Origin of the sequence: Bacillus sp. FSL L8-0358, assembly GCF_038593095.1 — a bacterium.
In the GTDB taxonomy this organism is placed as follows: domain Bacteria; phylum Bacillota; class Bacilli; order Bacillales; family Bacillaceae; genus Bacillus; species Bacillus subtilis.
The window spans coordinates 1,449,215-1,472,408 of sequence record NZ_CP151962.1 but is presented as its reverse complement, the minus strand read 5'-3'; the positions used below and the strand labels follow the sequence as shown (position 1 = coordinate 1,472,408).

20 protein-coding genes are annotated in these 23,194 nt (G+C 41.5%); 8 read left to right on the top strand and 12 right to left on the bottom strand.

What is annotated here, in order from left to right:
• Positions 1–70 precede the first annotated feature (70 nt).
• From NYE49_RS07700 to NYE49_RS07685, 4 genes are all read left to right on the top strand, one after another.
• Entirely contained in the window at positions 71–931 is an 861-nt protein-coding gene (locus tag NYE49_RS07700) for a metallophosphoesterase (RefSeq protein WP_047182545.1), read from the top strand.
• 55 nt (positions 932–986) lie between these two features.
• A complete protein-coding gene (locus NYE49_RS07695) occupies positions 987–1,481 on the top strand; it encodes a L,D-transpeptidase family protein (protein ID WP_123373645.1) in 495 nt (164 codons plus the stop codon).
• Between the two features lie 75 nt (positions 1,482–1,556).
• Positions 1,557–2,849 carry an MFS transporter gene (locus NYE49_RS07690; RefSeq protein WP_014479656.1) on the top strand — a complete coding sequence of 431 codons (1,293 nt, stop codon included), beginning with the start codon at positions 1,557–1,559 and terminating at the stop codon, positions 2,847–2,849.
• A gap of 125 nt (positions 2,850–2,974) precedes the next feature.
• Complete coding sequence (locus NYE49_RS07685) at positions 2,975–3,439, top strand: YkyB family protein (RefSeq protein WP_003232406.1); 465 nt, start codon at positions 2,975–2,977, stop codon at positions 3,437–3,439.
• 43 nt (positions 3,440–3,482) lie between these two features.
• On the opposite strand, the gene cheV is transcribed toward NYE49_RS07685, so the two are convergent.
• The gene (gene cheV, locus NYE49_RS07680) at positions 3,483–4,394 is read right to left on the bottom strand and encodes a chemotaxis protein CheV (RefSeq protein ID WP_014476655.1); all 912 of its coding nucleotides are present in this window, start codon (positions 4,392–4,394) and stop codon (positions 3,483–3,485) included.
• Positions 4,395–4,597: 203 nt separating this feature from the next.
• Between cheV and NYE49_RS07675 the strand changes: the two genes are divergently transcribed.
• On the top strand, positions 4,598–4,759 hold the full coding sequence (locus NYE49_RS07675; RefSeq protein ID WP_003245246.1) for a hypothetical protein: 162 nt from the start codon (positions 4,598–4,600) through the stop codon (positions 4,757–4,759).
• Positions 4,760–4,960: 201 nt separating this feature from the next.
• Positions 4,961–6,142 (top strand): aminotransferase A, encoded by a 1,182-nt coding sequence (locus tag NYE49_RS07670; RefSeq protein WP_123373508.1) that lies wholly within the window; start codon positions 4,961–4,963, stop codon positions 6,140–6,142.
• Positions 6,143–6,151: 9 nt separating this feature from the next.
• On the opposite strand, the gene kinA is transcribed toward NYE49_RS07670, so the two are convergent.
• The gene (gene kinA / locus NYE49_RS07665) at positions 6,152–7,972 is read right to left on the bottom strand and encodes a sporulation histidine kinase KinA (protein WP_015252197.1); all 1,821 of its coding nucleotides are present in this window, start codon (positions 7,970–7,972) and stop codon (positions 6,152–6,154) included.
• 163 nt (positions 7,973–8,135) lie between these two features.
• Complete coding sequence (locus NYE49_RS07660) at positions 8,136–10,259, bottom strand: penicillin-binding protein 2 (protein ID WP_047182542.1); 2,124 nt, start codon at positions 10,257–10,259, stop codon at positions 8,136–8,138.
• A gap of 336 nt (positions 10,260–10,595) precedes the next feature.
• Between NYE49_RS07660 and NYE49_RS07655 the strand changes: the two genes are divergently transcribed.
• A complete protein-coding gene (locus NYE49_RS07655) occupies positions 10,596–11,369 on the top strand; it encodes a CAP domain-containing protein (protein WP_015383529.1) in 774 nt (257 codons plus the stop codon).
• A gap of 38 nt (positions 11,370–11,407) precedes the next feature.
• On the opposite strand, the gene NYE49_RS07650 is transcribed toward NYE49_RS07655, so the two are convergent.
• Both NYE49_RS07650 and mcpC read right to left on the bottom strand, forming a co-directional pair.
• Positions 11,408–12,274 carry an NAD(P)-dependent oxidoreductase gene (locus NYE49_RS07650; RefSeq protein ID WP_047182541.1) on the bottom strand — a complete coding sequence of 289 codons (867 nt, stop codon included), beginning with the start codon at positions 12,272–12,274 and terminating at the stop codon, positions 11,408–11,410.
• A 137-nt stretch (positions 12,275–12,411) separates the two neighbouring features.
• Positions 12,412–14,379 carry a methyl-accepting chemotaxis protein McpC gene (gene mcpC / locus NYE49_RS07645; protein ID WP_015383527.1) on the bottom strand — a complete coding sequence of 656 codons (1,968 nt, stop codon included), beginning with the start codon at positions 14,377–14,379 and terminating at the stop codon, positions 12,412–12,414.
• A 134-nt stretch (positions 14,380–14,513) separates the two neighbouring features.
• Here mcpC and NYE49_RS07640 point away from each other — a divergent pair, with 134 nt between their 5' ends.
• A complete protein-coding gene (locus tag NYE49_RS07640; RefSeq protein ID WP_041517836.1) occupies positions 14,514–15,215 on the top strand; it encodes a GNAT family N-acetyltransferase in 702 nt (233 codons plus the stop codon).
• Here the strand turns inward: NYE49_RS07640 and splB are convergent.
• The 7 genes from splB to NYE49_RS07605 all read right to left on the bottom strand — a co-directional run bounded on the left by splB (position 15,208) and on the right by NYE49_RS07605 (position 22,942).
• Positions 15,208–16,236 carry a spore photoproduct lyase gene (gene splB / locus NYE49_RS07635; protein WP_003232425.1) on the bottom strand — a complete coding sequence of 343 codons (1,029 nt, stop codon included), beginning with the start codon at positions 16,234–16,236 and terminating at the stop codon, positions 15,208–15,210. The two genes, NYE49_RS07640 and splB, sit on opposite strands and share 8 nt — an antisense overlap.
• Before the next feature lie 77 nt (positions 16,237–16,313).
• Positions 16,314–16,553, bottom strand: a complete 240-nt coding sequence (splA, locus tag NYE49_RS07630; RefSeq protein WP_003218644.1) for a splAB operon transcriptional regulator SplA — start codon at positions 16,551–16,553, stop codon at positions 16,314–16,316.
• Positions 16,554–16,643: 90 nt separating this feature from the next.
• A complete protein-coding gene (gene ptsP / locus NYE49_RS07625) occupies positions 16,644–18,356 on the bottom strand; it encodes a phosphoenolpyruvate--protein phosphotransferase (RefSeq protein WP_003218638.1) in 1,713 nt (570 codons plus the stop codon).
• Complete coding sequence (locus NYE49_RS07620) at positions 18,356–18,622, bottom strand: phosphocarrier protein HPr (RefSeq protein WP_003154654.1); 267 nt, start codon at positions 18,620–18,622, stop codon at positions 18,356–18,358. Before NYE49_RS07620 ends, ptsP begins: the two co-directional genes overlap by 1 nt.
• Before the next feature lie 97 nt (positions 18,623–18,719).
• Positions 18,720–20,819, bottom strand: a complete 2,100-nt coding sequence (gene ptsG, locus NYE49_RS07615; RefSeq protein ID WP_003244661.1) for a PTS glucose transporter subunit IIABC — start codon at positions 20,817–20,819, stop codon at positions 18,720–18,722.
• Positions 20,820–21,047: 228 nt separating this feature from the next.
• On the bottom strand, positions 21,048–21,914 hold the full coding sequence (glcT, locus tag NYE49_RS07610; protein ID WP_047182540.1) for a ptsGHI operon transcription antiterminator GlcT: 867 nt from the start codon (positions 21,912–21,914) through the stop codon (positions 21,048–21,050).
• A 62-nt stretch (positions 21,915–21,976) separates the two neighbouring features.
• Positions 21,977–22,942 carry a LacI family DNA-binding transcriptional regulator gene (locus NYE49_RS07605; RefSeq protein ID WP_014479644.1) on the bottom strand — a complete coding sequence of 322 codons (966 nt, stop codon included), beginning with the start codon at positions 22,940–22,942 and terminating at the stop codon, positions 21,977–21,979.
• Between the last annotated feature and the right edge of the window lie 252 nt (positions 22,943–23,194).

The following is a 23,194-nucleotide window of genomic DNA, read 5'->3' as shown; positions in this document are numbered from 1 at the left end:
CATGCTCATATGAGATTTTTATCAGATACAGATGATATAATAGAAAAACTCTATTAAAGGTTGGTTTGAAATGAAAAAGATGTCCAGAAGACAATTTCTAAAAGGAATGTTCGGCGCTCTTGCTGCCGGGGCTTTAACGGCCGGCGGGGGATATGGCTATGCCAGGTATCTCGAGCCGCATATGATCGAGACAACCGAACACACAATAAAAAGCTCTCTCATTCCGCACGGATTTGACGGTTTTAAAATCGTGCAGTTCAGTGATACACACTTGAGTGATTACTTTACTCTCGAAGATTTAAAAACTGTCATTTTTACAATTAATGAATCTAAACCTGATCTCATTGTTTTTACAGGTGATATCATCGATAATCCTGATACGTACCAGCACCACCAGGCAGTCATTCCATTATTGAGAAAGCTTAATGCTCCCTTCGGCAAGCTTTGTATTTACGGCAATCATGATCACGGAGGCTATGGAACTGCCGTTTACAAAAGCCTGATGACGGCCGGCGGTTTCACGGTATATCGCAATGGCTATCAAACATTGTCACTGGCAGATGGCAGCAAAATCGAAATTGCTTCGCTTGATGACTTAATGCTGGGAAACCCAGATTATGAAGGCACCCTTTCAAGGCTGAGCGACAGACTTTTTTCCATTCTTCTCGTCCATGAACCTGATGCGGCCTTGAAAACAACAGACTATCCCGTGAACCTTCAGCTTTCCGGCCATACACACGGCGGTCAGATTCAGCTGCCTTTTTACGGACCGATTATTACGCCTCCATATGGAAAAGTCTACACAGAGGGAATGTATCAAACGGGCAGCACTCATATTTACGTAAACCGAGGCCTCGGGATGACCAGGCTGCCTTTGCGGTTTCTGGCCAAGCCTGAAATCACTGTCTTCACCTTAAAAAGCACAAATTAATGTAGCAGGATGGGCTCCTCATCAATACTTATAAGTAAAAAAGGAGATGAGGAAACTGCTTACGTACCAGGTGAAACAAGGTGATACACTGAACAGCATCGCGGCTGATTTCAGAATCAGCACGGCTGCATTACTCCAGGCTAATCCGTCACTGCAGGCAGGGCTCACAGCGGGACAGTCCATAGTCATCCCCGGGCTGCCGGACCCTTATACAATTCCGTATCATATCGCAGTCTCAATCGGAGCGAAGACCCTTACGCTGTTCCTAAATAATCGGGTAATGAAAACCTATCCCATCGCCGTTGGTAAAATACTAACGCAAACGCCTACTGGCGAGTTTTACATTATTAACCGCCAGCGCAATCCCGGCGGCCCATTTGGCGCTTATTGGATGAGCCTTTCAAAGCAGCACTACGGAATACACGGGACGAATAATCCCGCTTCGATTGGTAAGGCTGTTTCTAAAGGCTGCATTCGCATGCATAACAAAGACGTGATTGAACTTGCATCAATTGTGCCAAACGGAACAAGAGTCACGATTAACCGGTAATGTTTTCTTATTTGTTTCAAAAACAGGCGGTTTATAATATGATAAAGTGGGACCTTTAGGGTAAGGAGCGTTTTTATGGATATATTTAAAAATCGTAATTTTGTTCGTCTATTTTTCGCAGCACTCGCTTCTCAAATGGGCACGACAGTAGGCAACATGGCCTTTGCTTTTTTTTTGCTGGACCGATTCAGCAGCCAGCCTTCATATACGACCTTGGCGGAGCTAATGTATTCTCTTCCGACCATATTTGTATTTCTGATCGTGGGAGTCGTCGCGGACCGGTTTGACAGAAAAAAGGTGGCAGAAAATTGTGATTGGATCAGAGCAGGCCTGACTGTCGTGCTTTTTTTCACTTTATTTACCGGCAATATTCCTCTTGTTTTTTGTATCTTATTTATCAGAAGCGCTGTAACAAAGTTTTTCTTTCCGGCAGAAAACAGTTTGGTACAAGCCATTCTGCCGAAGGAGCATTATGCGAAAGCGGCAGGGCTTAATCAGATGCTTTTTAGCATTTTTATGGTGTTTGGAGTCGGTATAGGCGCGTTTATGTACAACACCATCGGTATTGAAGGCGCCATTATTCTTGATTTTGTCAGCTTTATCATTTCCGGGCTGCTGATCCGCAGCTGCCGGATTCCAAAAGAAGCCCGACAGCCAAACGGTGCATTCAGCTGGAGAAAGACTTCTGTTAAGGATTCAATAAATGACTTTAGAGAAGGCATCCTCTATATTTTAAAAAACAAATTGCTGGCATCTCTTATTTTTGGCTTCTTCATTTTTGGATTTGTCAATGGAGGATTCGCCGTATTGCCGATGTTTACAATGAAATATGGATTGGCGCCTGACCGTTATGAGTGGCATACGTCTGTATTTACGATCGCACTCGGGTTTGGGCTGCTGGCAGGGAGCGTAATCGGCACGATCATCTCTAAAAAAGTGAAGCCGCACTTTTTAATGTCGATACCGATTTTCATTGCAGGTTTGCTGATCTTCGTACTCGGCTACACCAATATTTTATGGGTGTATTACGCGGCAGCTTTTGCACTGGGAATGTGCATCGGGCCGATCAACATTGCAATTGGAGGGTGGATGCCAAAAATTGTTCATCCAAAACTGATGGGACGTGTAAGCGGCATGCAGGACCCTTTTATGATGTTTGCACAGTCTTTGACACTTGGCTTAGTCGCGCTGTTATTCCCTAAGTTTGTTTCAAACATTGATTATCTTTATTACGGCATGGGTGTTATTATCCTGCTCGTTTTTATTTTTTATTTTATTGCACTGCCAAAATACAGTGCTCAGGCTGTGGAAGTGAATGTTCAGGAAGCATTTCAAGAACAGCCGAAAAAGAAGGCAAGATCTGTATAATGCAGGTTAAAAATGCGCTTTTTTTCTTAGAAAAAAGCGCATTTTTACATTCAATATTTGCATTTCAACTTTAAAAAAGTATAATCTAAACATATAGAAATTGATAAGAGCAAAGGAGAGAAATAATGGACGACCATGCATATACGAAAGATCTGCAGCCAACCGTAGAAAATCTTTCAAAAGCAGTTTACACTGTGAACCGCCATGCAAAAACCGCCCCCAACCCTAAATACCTATATCTGCTGAAAAAACGGGCTTTGCAAAAGCTTGTCAAAGAAGGTAAAGGAAAGAAAATAGGGCTTCATTTTTCAAAAAATCCAAGGTTCAGCCAACAGCAATCGGACGTGCTTATCTCAATCGGAGACTACTATTTTCACATGCCTCCAACTAAAGAAGACTTCGAACATCTTCCGCATTTAGGTACACTTAATCAATCGTACCGAAATCCTAAAGCTCAAATGTCTTTAACAAAAGCGAAACACCTATTGCAAGAATATGTCGGCATGAAAGAAAAACCGCTAGTGCCAAATCGCCAGCAGCCAGCTTACCATAAACCGGTCTTTAAAAAACTTGGCGAGAGTTACTTTTAAAATAAAAACAGCCGTGCCTCTTTCTGGCAACGGCTGTTTTTATTTATTCAATAACATACGTATCCACTTTTTTAATCAAATCACTGATCTCAGGCTTGCTGATTTGCTCATCTGCGCCTACAACTTCGCCGCGGTGACGCAGATCATCCGTAATTAACGATGAGAAAATCATAACCGGCACATCTGAGCTTTTCGGATTTTCCTTCAGCAGCTTTGTGAGCCTGTGTCCGTCCATTTTTGGCATTTCAATATCAGTGATGATCATATCAATCTGTTCTGATAAATCAGTTTCGTTTTCAGCAAGGTTCATAATGTATTCATATGCCTCTTTTCCATTTTCAAACGAAGCGATATTGTTGTACCCTGCTTCTTTTAATTCATCCTGCAAGAGGCGCATCAAAAGCGGTGAGTCCTCTACAATGATAAGCTTTTTATCAGTTCTTCTTTCATCGAAACCCTCGGTATGCATATTATACGTGTCCACACCTGAATCTGATTCAATGTCATAAATAATTTTTTCATAGTCAGGCAAAAAGATCATCAGGTCTTCGAGCTTAATAATCCCGGTAAGGTGCCGCTCCATTCCTTGATTTAACGATGTCGGCTTTTCAATCGCTTCCCAGGATACTCTGTGAATTTGAGAAACAGAGCCGACATGAAAAACAATTTTCCGTTTATTAAATTCAGTCACGATATATTTCTCATCTTTTGATCCTTCAGGCTCTACTCCAAAAAATGAGAAGAGACTGATCACAGGGAGGATTTCTCCTCTGAGTTTAATCATTCCTTCTACATGCTGATGGGAGTGAGGCACTGATGTCACCTCGACAGGCTGAATAATTTCTCTTACCTTCATAACGTTAATTCCGAAAGCATTTTCACCCACGCCAAACTTCACAATTTCTAATTCATTTGTACCAGAATCCAATAAAATTTCGTATTGTTGTAACGACAATTCAATCCCTCGCTATTCGCATTCAGTATTGTACTGTATATATCGGCGTAATTTGTAAAAAGTGAATGGCAGCTCTTCAAAATCGAATTCCGAAGGCAACAAGCCGCGTTCCTCAAAAAAGAAACTTTTTTCCTAATAACCATTGACTTTCCAACTAACAGTGATAAAATAGTCAAGGATTTTTCCAAAGAAGGGTGTAAATAATGGGTACCTTAGTAATATTTAAAGAAAACGAAATGACTGTTTTAGAGGATATCAGTGAAGAAACTTACCTGAATATGAAGAAAGAATCAGCTGACCTTCAAGAAGAGCATCCTCCGTATCTGATTTGGCACGAAGACCTTCATTTTGATTATGGCTATTAATGAAATTGGCACATATAAACAATAATAGAACATGATACAATAAAGACAATCAAATCGCTGGTTGTCTTCTTTTTTTCTGAAAAGAAAGGTATGTTTAGAAAAAAGGCGCATACAATCGAAATATATCAGTTAAAAAGGTGACAAATGATCAGCTAGTGGTAAAATAGGATAAACTCATTATATTTGTTAAGGTGATGAATTATGGAACATTTGCTGAATCCGAAAGCAAGAGAGATCGAAATTTCAGGAATACGCAAATTCTCGAATCTTGTAGCCCAACACGAAGACGTCATTTCACTTACAATCGGCCAGCCTGATTTTTTCACACCGCATCATGTGAAAGCTGCCGCAAAAAAAGCCATTGATGAAAATGTGACGTCATATACTCCGAATGCCGGCTACCTGGAGCTGAGACAAGCTGTGCAGCTTTATATGAAGAAAAAAGCGGATTTCAACTATGATGCTGAATCTGAAATTATCATCACAACAGGCGCAAGCCAAGCCATTGATGCTGCATTCCGGACGATTTTATCTCCCGGTGATGAAGTCATTATGCCAGGGCCTATTTATCCGGGCTATGAACCTATTATCAATTTGTGCGGGGCCAAGCCTGTCATTGTTGATACTACGTCACACGGCTTTAAGCTTACCGCCCGGCTGATTGAAGATGCTCTGACACCAAACACCAAGTGTGTCGTGCTTCCTTATCCGTCAAATCCTACCGGCGTGACTTTATCTGAAGAAGAACTGAAAAGCATCGCAGCCCTTTTAAAAGGCAGAAATGTCTTCGTATTGTCTGATGAAATATACAGTGAATTAACATATGACAGACCGCATTACTCCATCGCAACCTATTTGCGGGATCAAACAATTGTCATTAACGGCTTGTCAAAATCACACAGCATGACCGGTTGGAGAATTGGATTTTTATTCGCACCGAAAGACATTGCAAAGCACATTTTAAAGGTTCATCAATACAATGTGTCGTGCGCCTCATCCATTTCTCAAAAAGCCGCGCTTGAAGCTGTCAAAAACGGCTTTGACGACGCATTGATTATGAGAGAACAATACAAAAAACGTCTGGACTATGTTTATGACCGTCTTGTTTCCATGGGACTTGACGTAGTTAAACCGTCCGGTGCGTTTTATATCTTCCCTTCTATTAAATCATTTGGAATGACTTCATTTGATTTTAGTATGGCTCTTTTGGAAGACGCTGGTGTGGCACTCGTGCCGGGCAGCTCGTTCTCAACATATGGTGAAGGATATGTAAGATTGTCTTTTGCGTACTCGCTGGACACACTGAGAGAAGGCCTGGACCGTTTAGAATTATTTGTATTAAAAAAACGTGAAGCAATGCAGACGATAAACAACGGCGTTTAAGCCGTTGTTTTATTTTTTTGGAAATGAAATTTTAAACGCTGTGCCTTTTTCAGGATGGCTGTCCACATGTATAACTCCCTGATGGTTTTCAATGATATTAAATGTCACCATTAATCCAAGCCCCGTACCTTTTTCTTTTGTTGTTAAAAATGGCTCTCCAATCCGGTTTAGTACCTTTTCAGGTATACCTTCCCCTTCGTCTTTGACAGTAACATGAACAGAATGCTCATCTTCGGTTATGATAATGTCTACTGTTCCCCCATCAGGCATTGATTCAACTGCATTTTTGATTAAATTAATGAATACCTGCTTTAATTGGTTTTGATCCCCGTTTATATAAATGCTGTCTTTTTCATAACTTGTTCTGATAAAAATGCCATTTAAATTCGCCTGCGTTTCTAACAGGGCTGAAACCTCACCAATTAATTTTTTCAAGTTCAAATATTCTTTGACAGCATTTTGCTGAGGTTTCGCCAACATGAGCAGTTCACTGAGTATTAATTCGATACGGCTGAGTTCAGAAAACACAATATCAAAGTAATGTTCGTTGCCTTCCATTGTCGGTTTCATCAGCTGTAAAAATCCTTTGATCGCTGTAAGAGGGTTGCGGATCTCATGGGCGATTCCCGCCGCGAGCTGCCCTGCGATTGATAATTTTTCCGATTTCAGCATCAATTCTTCTGTTTGTTTTCTCTCTGAAATGTCCCGAAGAATGACCTGGACGGCCGCTTCACCAAAAAAGGTCGTCGGAATGCAGACCATCTCCGTATAGATGACCCTGTTCTGAAAGGTGAACCAGGATTGCTTGACAATTTCAGATTCTGTTTTTTGCTCGGCGATGTTTTGGATTCTCTCTTTTACATCCTCGTGATCGCAAGGATGCAGCTGATCGTATATGTTTTTGCCAATTAAGTCCTCATAAGTAGCCGCTTCAAACAGGGAAATTCCCGATTCATTCATAAACACCCATTTTCCATTGTGAATCACCGCAATGGTATCAATGGAATTTTGAATCAGCAGCTGATATCGTTCACGGCTTTTTTGCAGGATGGTTTGGAATTTTTTCCTTGAAGAGATATCGATCAGCAGCAGCAGCTCAGCCTGCTGGTTTTTGTAGACGGTCGGGGATGCTTTCACTTCTAAATGAACAGGTGTGCCATCAAGCCTTTTCCACGTCTGTTCAATCATTCCGACTTCCATTCCTTTTTGCATTCGTATAATCCTGTTTTTCACGATATCATGATATTCTTCTTCAATAAATTCATAGGACCATTTACCAATAATAGCATCCTTGCTTTTGGCTCCCAGCATTGAAAGCATCGCGCTGTTTACATAGACGATCTTGCCTTTGACACTGATGCATAGCGGACTCGGGAGATTTTCAACCAACCGTTCATAATCATCCGTTATATATGTAGTCGATTCCGGGCTTGCAGGTTCGATTTCATGTTTTTCGCAGTTTAGGGATTGATGGCCTGTTTCTTCTTCAAGAACCTTCATTTTCAAAATGATTTCCCGTTCTGTCCGCTCAGCTCTTGTCGTAACAATTTCTACCGCAGCCTCCACCCACACAATCGTATGATCTTTTTTAATAAAACGAAAGGTGCACGGCATCAGATGATGTTCATTATAAAAATAGCTTTCAACTAAAAATTGGTCTTCCTCATGCAGAAACGTTTTGAGGAATGATCCGATCATCTCTCCTTGGAGATAGCCCAAATGCAGTTTGGAGTTGGCAGATATATAAATGATGCGTCCATTAGAGGCCAAGACTGCATGAATATCGGTTTTTGTTTGAAGTGGTTTAACATGCTGCGTATCCTGTTCCACAGAATCCCTCCTTTGCATGATCATCGTGTTTCGACATATACAGATTGACTTTTACCTAGTATGATTCGCTAGAAAATGAGTATTCTCCTTCTATTCTTATGGTGAACGTCAATTTTTGAATAAAAGAAAGGGCACACAATCTTTTAGTTGTGCACCCTGTTTTTTATTTTTTACTGTGTTTTTTTTCGAGCTCTGCGTAGGCATGGATAGCTCTTTTGGCAATGAGTTTGTTGATCGGGTCGTGGTCGTTCGCAACAGAAGGGACAACAACACTGAATGCTACTTTTGGATTTTTTGATGGATAATAGCCGACAAATGTTAGATTGTACGTGCTTTTTCCCCACCAATTACGATTTGTTCCGTAATAAAATGTTTGAGCAGTTCCTGTTTTTCCGGAAACATCCTCTGCAAACGTATTTCTAGCTGTTCCCGAAGTGGTAACTAGCTTCATTCCAGTCTTCACCTGCTGAATGTCACTTTCTGAGTTGTTAATTTTGTTGAGAATGTTTGGCTTTCTTTGTTCAATGGTCTTCCCAAGGCCTTCTTTTTTGCTGGGCTCATGAACACTTGTAACAATTCTTGGCTGAATGCGGTACCCCCCATTGGCAATTGATGAGATGTACTGTGCCATTTGAAGCGGTGTATATGTATCGTATTGTCCAATGGCCAAGTCTAAAATTAACCCCCCTACCGCATCAGGTGTAGTTTGCATTCCGGCTGATTCCTGCGGAAGATCAATACCTGTCTTTACTCCCAGGCCAAATTGGCTGTAGTAATTTCTCATTTTGTTTAAATCCTTCTGGTCAGCAGGAAGAGGTCCATACGGCTTGTATGTGACACCGGCAATGTGCATGGCAACATTAAACATATATACGTTTGAACTTTTTTGCAGAGCGGTTAATTCATTGATGGTTCCCATGTTCATGTAGGATTTCTTCGGTTTGTTACCGTATCCTGCTAAATAAAGAGGTGTATCAACAAAATATTTATAATGCGGGATCCCGTCCTGATAGCCGGCTAGCACGGTGGCCCCCTTTACTGCTGATCCCATTTCATATTGGGTGGTAAATGCCCCTATAGCATAATCTTCAATTTTGTTGGTTTTTAAATCTATCTTTTTCCCTGCCATCGATAAAATATCGCCGTTATTCGGGTCCATCATCACGACAAAGGCTCTGTCAAGCATGTAATTTCCGCGTGCACGGCTGTTTCTTACTTCTTCTTCAATGATCTTTTCTACCTTTGCCTGAAGCTCCATGTCAAAAGAAAGCTGAAGATCGTATCCCCTGCTGCCTTTATCAATGGTTTTTTGGCTGACGACATTTCCTTTATTATCTTCTACGTATTCCACTTTTTCTTTATGCGAATTTAAATATTCTTCATATTGATACTCTAAATAACTTTTTCCCACCCTGTCATTATTCGCATAGCCTCTTGTTAAGTAGAAATCTTTCCGGTCGCTCAGCAGGCCCTGATCAGGTGTCGTGACGCCCCCGAAAACAGAATAAAGGGTTTTGTCATAAGGATATTTTCGTGTCCAATCGTTTACGATATCGATTCCCGGAAGTTCTTCTAAATGCTCAGAAACAATGGAAATTTCATCATATGTTAAGTCATTTTTTGGTCTTTGCGAGGAGTTTTTCTTCTCATCAAGCAGCGCTCCGTTTTTTCCATTGCTATTGCTCTTATTTGGATTCATTGCCTTTACGATTTGAGGTTCGTAAGCATTTCCGCTTGAAAACCTTGTATATATCGCAGCAGTTTCCATTTCTTCGTCATCTTGCTGAATAGCCTTTAATTCTTGATCTGGAACACGCTCTATTTGAAGCTTGTAAGCCTGGTCTCCTTTCAGATTGCTTTCTGATTCCTTAAGCAGAGCGGCGGCTTTTTTCGGATGAGCTGCGATCCAGTAATCACGAAGATCCCTTTCCTTCAAAAATTCGGTATCAATATGAATGAAAGAAGCAAGCCGCTTCGCTGTTTTGATTTTATCTTCTGTTTTTGTGCTAGATGTTGATACATACACAATTTCTGGAACGCTCTGGTTGTCGACAGCAACTTTCTGGTTTCTGTCGTACATCTTCCCGCGAGGCGCAGGATAGTAAGCTGTTTTTGCATTTGATTTCTCAGCGTCTTCTTCATGCTGTTCGCCTTCAACAATTTGAACAACCCCGAGCTTAAAAATTAATGCAGTGAATAGAACAAAGACAGCTAGGAAAAAAAGATTCATTCTGATTGCTCTGTTTCCTTTGCTCTTTTTCTTTGGTTCACGTCCTATTTCAGTCACTTCTGGTTACCCCTCTCAAATCATTCAATATATTTACATATACTGAGATTAATTGTAACACCTTTGTAATAGTTGTTACAGCGAAAAGGAGTAAAAAAAGCTGTCAATATAAAAACACATTAAAATATAACTAACGGTTCAAAAAAAAGGAAGCTATGTAACGGTACGATAAAATCATATATACCGATGATTCCCTTATTCTTAGTGATTCAACGGATTTACTTTACGAAAATGACAATCTCTATTTGTCAAAGGAAAGTGCTGGAATCTTTATGACAAAAAAGCTATGTTATGATTTTTCTGTAGAAACAAACAACTCTAGGAGGTTACGAACTAATGAAGAAAGCATTTATTTTATCTGCTGCCGCTGCGGTTGGATTATTCACATTCGGGGGCGTACAGCAAGCATCAGCGAAAGAACTCTCCTGCCAGCCTGTGGTTACAGTAAAAACGGGGAACACAGTACAAAACATGTCACTTAACGATGCAGTGAAAAAACTGCATATTAACACAAATGTCAAAACGTTAAACGCTGCAAACGAAAAAGAGATTAAACAGCTTCTTCAAAAACATGCGAAGCAATCTAACGTGAAAGTTCAGGATGTTCAAAAGACAGAAACGGCAAAACCTGCACAAAAGACTACTGAAAAAGCAGCTGCTGATCAAAACACTGCTTCTAAAGCACCCGCAACTGCTGAAAAAACAAACACAACAACATCTGCACCTTCATCTGTAAGTGCATATGAGAAAAAAGTTGTTGAGCTTACAAATGCAGAAAGACAAAAACAAGGCTTAAAACCGCTTCAAATTGATGAAACGTTAAGCAAATCCGCACGCGCAAAATCTCAGGATATGAAAGACAAAAACTACTTTGATCACCAAAGCCCAACTTACGGCTCACCGTTTGATATGATGAAATCTTTCGGAATCAGCTACAAAACAGCAGGTGAAAACATTGCTAAGGGCCAAAAGACACCTGAAGAAGTAGTAAAAGCTTGGATGAACAGTGAAGGACACAGAAAAAACATTCTAAACCCTAACTTTACTCACATCGGTGTTGGCTACGTTGAGTCTGGAAGCATCTGGACACAACAATTCATCGGAAAATAATAAAAAAAGATTGCCTGTTTCGTACAGGCAATCTTTTTTTATTTCACCCAGAGCTTATAGATACTCTGTGTACCGCTGTTTTCTTCACCTTGTGCAGCGAGCTTGTCATATAAGGATTTTGCGAGCGACAAGCCTGGCATTTCTTCCCCCATTAATTCTGCTTCCTCTAGTGCAATTCCCATATCCTTAATAAAATGCTTCACATAAAATCCCGGTTCAAAGTTGCCTTGCAGCATACGGGGAGCAAGATTTGACAATGACCAGCTTCCGGCTGCGCCCGTTGTGATGCTTTTCAGAACATTTTCCGGCTCTAGGCCTGATTTTTGGGCATAAGCCATCGCTTCAGCAACACCGATCATACCGGCTGCAATTGCAATCTGATTGCACATCTTGGTATGCTGTCCGCTTCCAGCCGGTCCTTGATACTGAATGTTCTCTCCCATTAAAGAGAAAATCGGCATGCAGGCTTCAAAAGCTTCTTTTTCTCCACCGACCATAATCGCGAGTGTTCCGTTTTGTGCACCGACGTCTCCACCGGAAACAGGAGCGTCTAAAGCGAACAATGCTTTTTCTTTGGACGCTTCAGCAATCTTCTTCGCAAGCGAAGGCTTAGATGTCGTCATATCAATAAGATATGCGCCTTCTTTTGCGTTTTCAATAATTCCATTGCTTCCGAAATACACTTCTTCAACATCACTGGGATAGCCGACCATTGTGATGATAACATCCGCTTCGTTCGAAAGATCTTTGACCGTATCTTTCCAGATCGCGCCTTTTTGAAGTATGCTTTCTGCTTTTTCTTTTGTCCGGGTGTACACCAAAACAGGGTGGCCGTCATTCAGAATATGTGATGCCATGCTATTTCCCATCACTCCAAGACCGATAAAACCAATTGTTTTTTTCAAGGTCATTCCTCCCAGATGTTTCGTTTTGATTTTAGTTAAAATTTATCATTTTTCCTTCATTTTTTAGACTACCATATCTATTCATCTTATAAAATAAAAAATCCCCAAAACAAATGATGTTTGGGGATGTAATTGGATTACAATGTGAATTTTGCAATTGTGTTCATAAGCTCTTGGCTTGCATGTTTTAGTGTTTCCGTTGAGTGTTTGACTTTATCAAGGGTGACTAGCTGTTCATCGGTTGATGCGTTCACTTCCTCTGCTGCGGCAGCTGATTCCTGTGATATGGCTGAAATGCTTTGAATAGCTTCAGAAATCGCAAGCTGTTCTTCACTCATTCTTTGAATTTCCGCGTAAATGTGATCAATACCTTGTACCAGTGACTGCATTTCTGCAGTTATCGTATTTAATACCTCTCCAGTTTCGTGAATTGCACTGTTTTGTTCATCATTCATTCTGCTTGCCTCAACCATCGCGTGAGAGGCCTCTTTTGTCTCAAGCTGGATAAGCTTCACAGTCTCGCTGATATGCTTTGTAGAAAGGGCTGATTGCTCAGCTAACTTCCGCACTTCATCGGCTACGACGGCAAAACCGCGCCCGCTTTCTCCGGCTCTGGCTGCCTCAATACTGGCATTTAAGGCAAGCAAGTTGGTTTGATCAGATATGTTTGAAATCGCTGTAACGACTTCTTCAATATTCTTAGTTTGATTTTCCAAATCCAGCAGCATCGTTTCAACCTTTTTCGTTTCCATATTGGCTTCGTTTGATTTCATCAGCAGCTGGCCGAGCGCGTCAAGTCCTTTATAGCTTGCATCCTCGGACGATTTTGAGCGTTCTTTAATTCCGCCTGCCTCCTCAGCGATTTGCCTGATTTTCGTTGACAGGCTTTCCGATTTTTCATTAATGGTTTCAACTTCAGAAGCCTGTTCCGATGCCCCTGCGGCTACTTCTTCAATCGCTTTTGCAATTTGTCCGCTTGTTTCATTTGTTTCGGCAGAGACAGCCGTTAATTGTTCAGAGGTGTCAGATACTTTCCCTGAAGAGAGTCTCACTTGCTCAACCATCTCCTTCATATTTTCAACCATCAGATTGAAGTCTCTTGTTAAAATACCGACTTCATCCTTGGATTTTGATTCCGCGCGCACTGTTAAATCGCCTGCGGAAACAGCTTTCGTTTTTGCGATCAGCTGCTGTATCGGACCGGTTATCGTTTTGGCCAGGAGGTAGCTGAGAATAATTGTTATGATAAGCGCAATCAATGATATCCAAAGATTTGCCCGATTCATTTTATCTGAAATCCACATTAATTGATCGGTATCAAATTGCGTTCCGACCTTCCAGCCCGTTTCGCCAATCGTTTGGTACACAACCATTTTCCCATTCACATCTTGTATCCCTTGTTTCTCGGATGCGATGGTTTGCAGTGTTTGATCCTTTGATATATTTTTTCCTTGATTTGACGGATGGGCTAAAAGATTGCCGCTCTCATCAGCTAAAAAGGCAAATCCATTGTAAGGCACCTTTTGTTTATTGACCATACTCTGGATAGCAGAGAGTTTCAAGTCATAGCTGGCAACCCCTATCACTTTTTGCCCGTCTAAGATTGCTTTCGATGCAGTAACAATCATATCTCCAGTCACGACATCTTTATAAGGTTCCGTCCAAACAACTTGATCCGGGGTTTCAGCTGCAAGCTTATACCACGGTCTTGATGTTGGATCATAATCCTCAGCGAAATCCGCTTTTGGATATGTAAACATTTCTTTTTTTGCGGTGCCTATGTAAGCCATCGCAACATAATCATCGTTATCTTTGATTTGCTTAATGTCATCGTGAAACAGCCGAGCAGCTTCTTTACTTGGTTTCGTTACAAATGTATGCGTTAATTCCCCATTAGCCAATCTTGATAACGAAATGGCATAACTCTTTAATTGCAATTCAATATTTTGTTCAAGTGACTGCGTCACGTTTTGAGTTGTATTTTTCCCATCCTCTGTAATCATCGGTTTTAGCGTCAAATAAGAAGACAGCATTAAAAGAACAACTGTGACGATTAACATAATCGAAACAAAAACAGCAATCTTCATGTGAAGTTTTTTAAACAAACCAATCCCCTCCTAATTTCTATATCGGCCCTTTTGTTTGAAAAATGAATAATCAAAAAATAAATTATAAGAAAATCGGAATATATTTACTAAAAATTTAATCTTCTTTATAATGAAACAACATAAGGAGAGTGATGATCATACTAAAACAAATGTATGTGCACAACGGCAGAAAATTTGAGGCTCTGACCATCAGAAACTACACTGAGACTGACATCGAGAGGCTGATTTCTCTTCAAAAAGAATGTTTCCCTCCTCCGTTTCCCCAGGAATTGCTGTGGTCAGAGGACCAGCTTGACAGCCATATCAAAACCTTTCCGGAAGGCGCATTATGCGCGTTTATCAATGGCAGAATTGTCGGTTCCATGACTGCTCTTATTGTACAATTTGAGCCTGAATCTCCTGATCATACATGGGCACAAGCAACAGACAACGGATCGATTAAAAACCATGAACCTCAAGGAAATACTTTATATGTAGTGGATATTTCTGTTTCTCCTCATTATCGAAAGCTTGGAATCGGAAAATGGCTGATGAATACGATGTATGAGCTGACTGTTGATAAGAGACTGGAGCGCCTTCTCGGCGGCGGCCGCATTCCTTTATATCATAAATACGCACACGAGATCAGCGCTGTTCAGTACGTTGAAGATGTGATGGAAGGCAGGAAAAACGACCCTGTGCTGTCCTTTCTCCTCCGTTGCGGGCGTTCACCTATTCGTGTAGTCAGCAATTATATAGAGGATAAAGAATCATTGAATTACGGCGTTTTGATGGAATGGAAAAATCCTTTTTATAAAAAGAGAGCTGTTGATCACAACAGCCCGTTTAAGTGAAATATTCAATTTTCGCGTTAGGAAAAAAGGTATCAATATAGGATTCAAGTGCTTCTCGAAGTGCATGCTCTTCATCTTTCTGATAAATATATTTTCCGATCCCGTAACGGCCCCATTTATAACGGCGCTTTTCTTCATCTAATTCGAGCTTCGTCTTCGGATAATTTTTCTCTATCACTCGTTTGGCCGGTTTTGTAAAACGGTGTTGAATTAATTCAAACGTTATGTCATGTCTAACGTCCTGCGGCAAAGCAGCATCAAGCTTTTCAAACAGATGTCTGTATCCTTCTTCCCAGCCTTCATGAATATAAATCGGAGCAACAATAAAGCCTAGCGGGTAGCCTGCTTTTGCAACTTTTACTGCCGCTTCTATCCGCTTATCAAGAGGTGAAGTTCCCGGCTCAAAGTTTTTAATCACATAGTCGGCATTAATACTGAATCTGAATCTCGTTTTCCCGTTATGCTTTGCGTCTAATAGGTGATCGACATGATGAAATTTCGTTACAAATCGGAGCTTTCCGAGATCACTTTGGCCAAAATGTTCAATGGCGCGCTTCAGCGTGTGTGTCAGATGATCAATTCCTACAATGTCTGACGTACATGATGCTTCGAACCTTGTGAACTCTGGTGCGCGCTCCTTCATATACTTATCTGCCTGATCCAAAATCTCTTCGACGTTTACATAAGTTCTGATATACGGCTTTGATCCCATGGTTGTTTGCAGGTAGCAGTAATGACAATGCCCCATGCAGCCTGTTGCAAACGGAATGGCATATTCGGCCGAGGGTTTGGATGAATCAAACTTTAATGTTTTCCGGACACCGATAACTAAAGTTGATTTCGCATTGCGATATTGCTGAAGATGATTTTTCCCAGGAATATTACGCACCTGATTGTGGGATGTTGTTTCTCTGATTTCAATGCCCATATTCTCAAATTTTTCTTGTAATTCTTGACCTAGCGGATATTCCAGTGCCCTCGGTTCTATATATACAAGCTGCGGAACAAATGGGTTCTGCATGATGCCACATCCTTTTCCTTTACTAACGTTACTTTTCTCACTAGACGGAAAGGATATGAGTTGTAATGATTTCCTTGTTACTCATACGGATCAATATCAAAGAGTTCTTTGTAAAGCGATTTAGCTTCTTCATAGCTTGCAAACACAGCATCGTCCTCTGCGAACGGATGATAGGTTTCATAAATAAACAGGGAAAGCTCGCCTTCATGGTATGGATGGTGCACAATTTCGGCTTCCTTTATGTGGGCTACATTGGCGGCGTGCGGATTTCTGTAGATCACATAAACAGTATCTCCTGCGTTAAATTGGTTTGACATACTATCCCTCCTAGCCATGTTATTGTGTCCTTCTATACCCTTACTTATGAAAAAAAACCAGACGGCCGGAGGCCGTCTGGTTTTTGTACATTACTTGAATGTTTCTTTTACGAACGCGACAACTTCTTCTGTCGTGCTCATAGATAAGATTTTCTCTTTGAATGACTCAGCTTCTTGTTTAGACAATTTGCTGATTTGTGTTCTTGCCGGAAGGATAGACGTTGCGCTCATTGAGAACTCATCTAAGCCTAAGCCGAGAAGGATAGGAATCGCAATCTCGTCTCCTGCCATTTCTCCGCACATGCCAACCCATTTTCCTTCTTTGTGTGCTGCTTCAATTACTAGTGTAATTAAGCGAAGGATTGCCGGGTTGTATGGTTGATACAGATAAGATACACGTTCATTCATACGGTCAGCTGCCATTGTGTATTGGATCAAATCGTTTGTTCCGATACTGAAGAAATCAACCTCTTTAGCAAACTGATCAGCGATGACTGCAGTTGACGGAATTTCAACCATCATACCGACTTCAATATCATCAGATACAGCCTGTCCCGCTTTTACGAGCTTTTCTTTCTCTTCAAGAAGGATCGCTTTTGCTTCTTTGAATTCGTTAACTGTCGCAATCATAGGGAACATGATTTTCAAGTTTCCGTATGTACTTGCACGAAGCAGCGCGCGAAGCTGTGTTCTGAAGATTTCTTGCTCTTCAAGGCAAAGACGAATCGCTCTGTATCCTAAGAACGGGTTCATTTCTTTAGGAAGCTGCAGGTAAGGAAGCTCTTTGTCTCCGCCGATATCAAGTGTCCGCACGACAACTGATTTTCCTTCCATACGCTCAAGAACCGTTTTGTAAGCATCAAACTGCTCATCTTCTGTAGGCAGCTGATCTCTTCCCATGTAAAGGAATTCTGTACGGTAAAGGCCAACTGCTTCTCCGCCGTTTTCAAGAACACCTTTTACATCATCAGGAGTACCGATGTTCGCTGCAAGCTCTACATGATGTCCGTCTTTTGAGACAGTCGGTTCATTGACAAGCTTCGCCCACTCAGCTTTTTGAGCCAAATAAGCATTATGTTTTTCTTCATACTCTTTTACAGTTTCCGCAGATGGGTCAATAATGACATCGCCATTGATACCGTCAACGATAACAGTCACGCCGTTTTGGATCGTGCCTGTAGCCGCTTTCGTTCCAACAACTGCTGGAATCTCAAGAGAACGTGCCATGATGGCAGAGTGAGATGTGCGTCCGCCGATATCAGTAGTGAATCCTTTTACGAACTCACGGTTTAATTGAGCTGTGTCAGACGGTGTTAAGTCTTCAGCTACAATAATAACCTCTTCTGAGATCATGCTTGGGTTTGGAATTTCGACGCCAAGCAGGTGGCCGGTTACGCGTTTTGTTACATCGCGGATATCTGCCGCACGCTCTTTCATATATTCGTTGTCCATAGATTCAAACATAGTAACGAACATAGAAGACGTTTCTTTTAAAGCGAATTCAGCGTTCACTGAATCAGTGCTGATTTTTTCTTTCACAGGGTTCAGAAGCTCAGGGTCACTGAGAACTAAAAGGTGAGCAGAAAAAATATCAGCTTTATCCTGACCCAGTTCTTTCAAAGCGTGCTCTTTGATTTTTTCGAGCTCTTCTTTTGAACGTGCAATCGCTTCATCAAAACGGCTTACTTCCGCTTCAGAATCAGAGATGTTTTTCTTTTCAACCGTTAAATCTGGCTCTTCAAGCCGGTATGCTTTTGCAATCGCGATGCCGGCTGAAGCGCCAATCCCTTTTAATTCTTGCATTACTCGCCGAGTCCTTCGCTTTTCATTGTTTCTTCTAAAGCGTTAAGAGCATCGTTTTCGTCAGCTCCGGAAGCAGAGATTGTGATCTCAGCGCCTTTAGCGATACCTAAAGACATAACACCCATAATAGATTTAAGGTTAACTGTTTTGCCGTTATATTCTAAATTAACGTCAGCGTCGTATTTGCTAGCAGTTTGTACAAGAACTGTCGCAGGACGAGCATGGATTCCAGAATCTGCAGTTACTTTAAATGTTTTTTGTGCCATTTTTATCATTCTCCTTTTAACTTAAAGCTTTATTACTTCACAATATTATATCATACAACCGTACTTGTCATCTGACAAGCACGGCGTACTAACACCCTTATTTTTCAATCTTCACAATATCTTCTTGTTCTCTGTTGACTGAACCGCTTGCTTTAATGCTGACTGTTTCTCCTTCAGCAAGGTTTGTAAATACAATCGGTGTCATGAGAGATGGTACATTCGGTTTGACTGCATCCAGATCAACTTCAAGAAGTTTTTGTCCAGGCTCAACGCGGTCTCCTTCTGATACGAAAGACGTAAATCCTTCGCCCTTCAGGCTGACGGTATCAATACCAAAGTGGATTAAAATTTCTCTTCCGCCGTCGGATTGCAGGCCGATCGCATGTTTCGTCGGGAACACATTGAGAATTTTTCCGCGAACCGGTGATACGACAATTCCTTCAGAAGGGAGAATCGCAAAACCGTCACCCATCATTTTCCCTGAGAAGACTTGGTCAGGAACATCCGTAATCGGGTGAATTTCCCCGGTAATCGGAGAAACGAAAACTTCCTCGCCGATTTCATTTTGCAGCGGTTCTGCAATCACTTCCTCAACCTGCTGGCCTACTTCCTCTTGAGCAGATGTTTTCGGTTCAGGTCTAGGCTTGCGTCCCGCAATAATGTCTTGCATTTGTGTTTTTAACCCGTCAGAACGCGGTCCGAAAATAGCCTGAATGTTGTTGCCGACTTCCAGCACTCCCGAAGCGCCAAGCTGTTTCAGACGGTCTTTATCAACCTTTTTCTGATCGTTTACAGTCACACGCAGACGAGTGATACAAGCATCAAGGTGTTTGATGTTTTCCTGGTCACCCATTGCCTGCAGAATCTCATAAGGAAGATCCCCTGCTTCACCTGTTTTCCCAGGTGCTGCTGTTTCTTCCGCAGCATCCTCGCGTCCAGGTGTTTTCAGATTAAATTTGCGGATGGCAAATCGGAATCCGAAGTAGTAAATGACCGCTAACCCTAAGCCGACAGGGATGACAAGCCACCATGCCGTCCGGTTCGGTAAAATACCGAATAGGAAATAGTCAATTAAACCGCCGGAGAATGTCATACCAATCTTAACATTCAACAGCTGCATGACCATGAATGAAAGTCCCGCAAACAAACAGTGAATCGCAAACAGGACTGGAGCAACGAATAAGAAAGAAAATTCCAATGGCTCTGTGATCCCCGTTAAGAAGGATGTCAAGGCCGCTGAACCCATAATACCTGCAACAAGTTTTTTGTTTTGCGGTTTTGCTTCATGATAAATGGCAAGCGCCGCAGCAGGCAGACCGAACATCATAAATGGATATTTACCTGTCATGAACGTACCTGCCGTTAACTGTACGCCGTCTTTAATCTGCGCCATAAAGATACGCTGATCCCCGCGGATGATTTCTCCTGCCGCACTCTTATAGCTGAAGAATTCATACCAGAACGGCGAATAGAAAATATGGTGCAATCCGAATGGGATAAGCGAACGTTCAATCACCCCGAAGATAAATGCAGCAAGGGTTGGATTCGCTTCCACTAATCCTGTTGAAAAGGCATTCAATCCATGCTGGATCGGAGGCCAGATCACTAACATAATAAGACCCAGAATCAGTGCAGAAATTGACGTAACAATTGGAACGAAACGTTTCCCCGCAAAGAAACCAAGGTATTGCGGCAGTTCAATTGTGTAAAATCTGTTAAACAATAATGCAGCTAACACACCGACGATAATACCGCCGAACACCCCTGTCGCCAAGGTAGGTATACCAAGCATGTTTACATATGCAGGATGGTTTTCCGTAAAGAACTTGGCTCTTTCAACTGAATCCGAAGGAATGGTTCCGTTTGCAAGAAGAACCGCACTCATGGATACATTCATTACAAGATAACCGATAATTGCTGCAATCCCTGCAACTCCATCACCATTGGCAAGCCCGATGGCTACACCTACTGCGAAAAGAAGCGGAAGGTTATCGAAAACAATCTGCCCAGCGCTTTCCATCACACCTGCTACAAGCTGAACATTGTCATTGCTCAAGAAATGCAGGACCTGAATCATGTCCTTATTTTGCATCGCATTCCCGATCGCAAGCAAAATACCCGCAGCCGGAAGGATCGCAACTGGAAGCATAAGCGCACGCCCAATTTTTTGAAGAACGCCGAATAATGCTTTAAACATAAGAATTGACCTCCTCTTTTTACTAGTCTGACCTTACAGCTAAAAATCATGACAACGAATTCACAGGCGTAAGTCTTCCAGTTTAACCGTTTACATTTGCCCTTTTACACAACAAAAAGGCATGAGCAAAATTGGGTGCGCAAAAGAACGAGAATGAACTTCCCGTTTTTTTCCCTCAATCACTCATGCCTGATCGAATCAGTAACACGTTATAAGGATAAACTGAATTTATGACATTTTATTGGTTAATCGGTACAGATGAAGCGTCAGATAAACCGCTTCCGCCTCATGAACTGGTTTCTTCAATGTTTGCTGCAAGATTTTAATCAATTTCCAAGCTGTATTGTAGCATAGCGGATATTCATTTTTCAATAACAACATTAATTTTTCTGGTTCTTTAGTCGGTTCTTCTTTTTTAATTCTTTCTATTGTAAATCTGATATGCCTGATCAGCCGCAAATAGTTGACACTTTCCTTATTTACTTTCATTTGAAATGAGTCTTCAATCACCTCGACAAGCTGCGCCATGAGCTGAGAGTGCTGATTGACCTCGGACAGCGGACGGTTTGTCAACGCTGAATGGATATGCAGAGCGATAAAACCAATCTCCCCTTCAGGAAGGCAGATTCCCGCTTTTTCATTGATCATATCTATGACTTCTTTGGCAATTTGGTACTCCTCAGGATATAGTGACTGAGTCTCCATTAAAAATGGATTTTTCATATCAAATCCCTGCTGCTGCCTTTTGATCGCAAATGCGATATGGTCTGTCAACGCAATGTGAATATGTTCATTTAATGAGTGATTAGTCCTATTGCTTATGTGATAGATGACATCGTTTGAAATATCAACGAGCTTTTCATCAACATAGTCAAGGAGCTTTTTAAACTGCTTTTGTTCCTTCTCGTCTTTTAAAATGAACATTTTATCGTAGCCTTTATCTTTAATGACATCATCCTGTTTTTTTCCGAAACCAATACCTTTTCCGATTAAAACGACTTCGCTGTATTTATGATGAGAAGCAATTAATACGTTATTATTCAGTACCTTTTTCACTGTGAAGGACCCATTCACGATCCTCAGCTCCTTTGTCATTCAATACCTCATATCGTACATAACGAACAGAATGCACGTCAAACCTTTTTTCAATGCATTCACTAAACAGTCGATCTTTCGATGAGACGGTAATCCAGAACTTTCCTTTCAATCGGCTGTCCTTGAATTCTTTTTTCCAGTATAGCAAATGCCTGCTTTCCCATTTCCCTTGTCTGAATATCGATCGTTGTGATTCCAAGCGCTTGGCTGATTTCGTGGTTATCAACGCTTAAGATTGCAAGCTCATCCGGCACTGACACCCGCTGGTTCTTTGCTTCAAGAAAAAGCCCTGCTGAGACTTGGTCATTGGCAACAAAAATAGCCGTCGGCTTTTCCTTCCACGTTTTCCATTTATGAAAAAGCGCCTTCCCATCATTGATTGTAATCGCTTTCTCGATTACCCAGTCTTCACGAAATGCCTCGCCGATCTCTTCCAATGCCTCTTTGTAGGCTTTGATTCGAAAATGGCTGTTCATGCCTTTTTTTCTTGCCAAACAGATGGCTATTTTTTTGTGCCCTTTGGCAATTAAATAGTCCAAGCCGTTCCGAAATGCTTCTTGGTGAGGAATACTGATGGTTGGGAAGCGGGCATTATCTGAATTCTGGCAAAGCAAAATCGGGCCCTCCCATTCCATGAGTTTCTCATCAGCAAGCGCCTTTGAGCAAAAAATCAGGCCGTCAACCTGGCGCTGCTTTAATTGGGACAGCGCAAAGATTTCTTTTTGTACCTCATAGTTTGTTTGGAATAAAGAGAGGTGAACCCCGGATTCCGCGGCTGCGTCGGCTATTCCTGCAATCAGCTCTGCAAAATATGGCAGATTAACCGTCGGCAAGACAACACCAATCATGTTTGAAAATCCTTTCGACAAATGTACAGCGTGAATATTTCTCGTGTACTCCAATGATTCCATTGCCTCAAACACTCTTTTTCGTTTGTCTTCACTGACGTATGGATGATTGTTTATGACTCGGGAAACCGTTGTAACAGAGACACCGGCTTTTTCTGCAATGTCTTTAATATTAGCCATAGATTCCCTTCTTTCTAAATCCCCTTGATCTGGAATGCGTTTCATACAATATGATATGGACGTACCAGATATCTTTTTGTGTTTTTAGCTGAAAGGAGAAGATCACATGGGTTTCTTCATTTTAATTGGGTTATGTCTCACTGTTCTCGGTGGCAGCTGTCTTGCTGTAAAACCTCTCAACCAAAAACATGAAATTAAACCCTTTCGAACATTTGATGATTTTTTTATTTAATGCAGATAAAAAAGGACGAT

What these genes read in the sequence shown, in the direction of transcription:
- NYE49_RS07700 (WP_047182545.1), top strand. Translation starts at nt 71, where the DNA reads ATGAAAAAGATGTCCAGAAGACAATTTCTAAAAGGAATGTTCGGCGCT.
- NYE49_RS07690 (WP_014479656.1), top strand. Translation starts at nt 1,557, where the DNA reads ATGGATATATTTAAAAATCGTAATTTTGTTCGTCTATTTTTCGCAGCA.
- NYE49_RS07685 (WP_003232406.1), top strand. Translation starts at nt 2,975, where the DNA reads ATGGACGACCATGCATATACGAAAGATCTGCAGCCAACCGTAGAAAAT.
- NYE49_RS07675 (WP_003245246.1), top strand. Translation starts at nt 4,598, where the DNA reads ATGGGTACCTTAGTAATATTTAAAGAAAACGAAATGACTGTTTTAGAG.
- NYE49_RS07670 (WP_123373508.1), top strand. Translation starts at nt 4,961, where the DNA reads ATGGAACATTTGCTGAATCCGAAAGCAAGAGAGATCGAAATTTCAGGA.
- NYE49_RS07655 (WP_015383529.1), top strand. Translation starts at nt 10,596, where the DNA reads ATGAAGAAAGCATTTATTTTATCTGCTGCCGCTGCGGTTGGATTATTC.
- NYE49_RS07640 (WP_041517836.1), top strand. Translation starts at nt 14,514, where the DNA reads ATGATCATACTAAAACAAATGTATGTGCACAACGGCAGAAAATTTGAG.
- splB (WP_003232425.1), bottom strand. Translation starts at nt 16,236, where the DNA reads ATGCAGAACCCATTTGTTCCGCAGCTTGTATATATAGAACCGAGGGCA.
- splA (WP_003218644.1), bottom strand. Translation starts at nt 16,553, where the DNA reads ATGTCAAACCAATTTAACGCAGGAGATACTGTTTATGTGATCTACAGA.
- ptsP (WP_003218638.1), bottom strand. Translation starts at nt 18,356, where the DNA reads ATGCAAGAATTAAAAGGGATTGGCGCTTCAGCCGGCATCGCGATTGCA.
- NYE49_RS07620 (WP_003154654.1), bottom strand. Translation starts at nt 18,622, where the DNA reads ATGGCACAAAAAACATTTAAAGTAACTGCAGATTCTGGAATCCATGCT.
- ptsG (WP_003244661.1), bottom strand. Translation starts at nt 20,819, where the DNA reads ATGTTTAAAGCATTATTCGGCGTTCTTCAAAAAATTGGGCGTGCGCTT.
- glcT (WP_047182540.1), bottom strand. Translation starts at nt 21,914, where the DNA reads ATGACAAAGGAGCTGAGGATCGTGAATGGGTCCTTCACAGTGAAAAAG.
- NYE49_RS07605 (WP_014479644.1), bottom strand. Translation starts at nt 22,942, where the DNA reads ATGGCTAATATTAAAGACATTGCAGAAAAAGCCGGTGTCTCTGTTACA.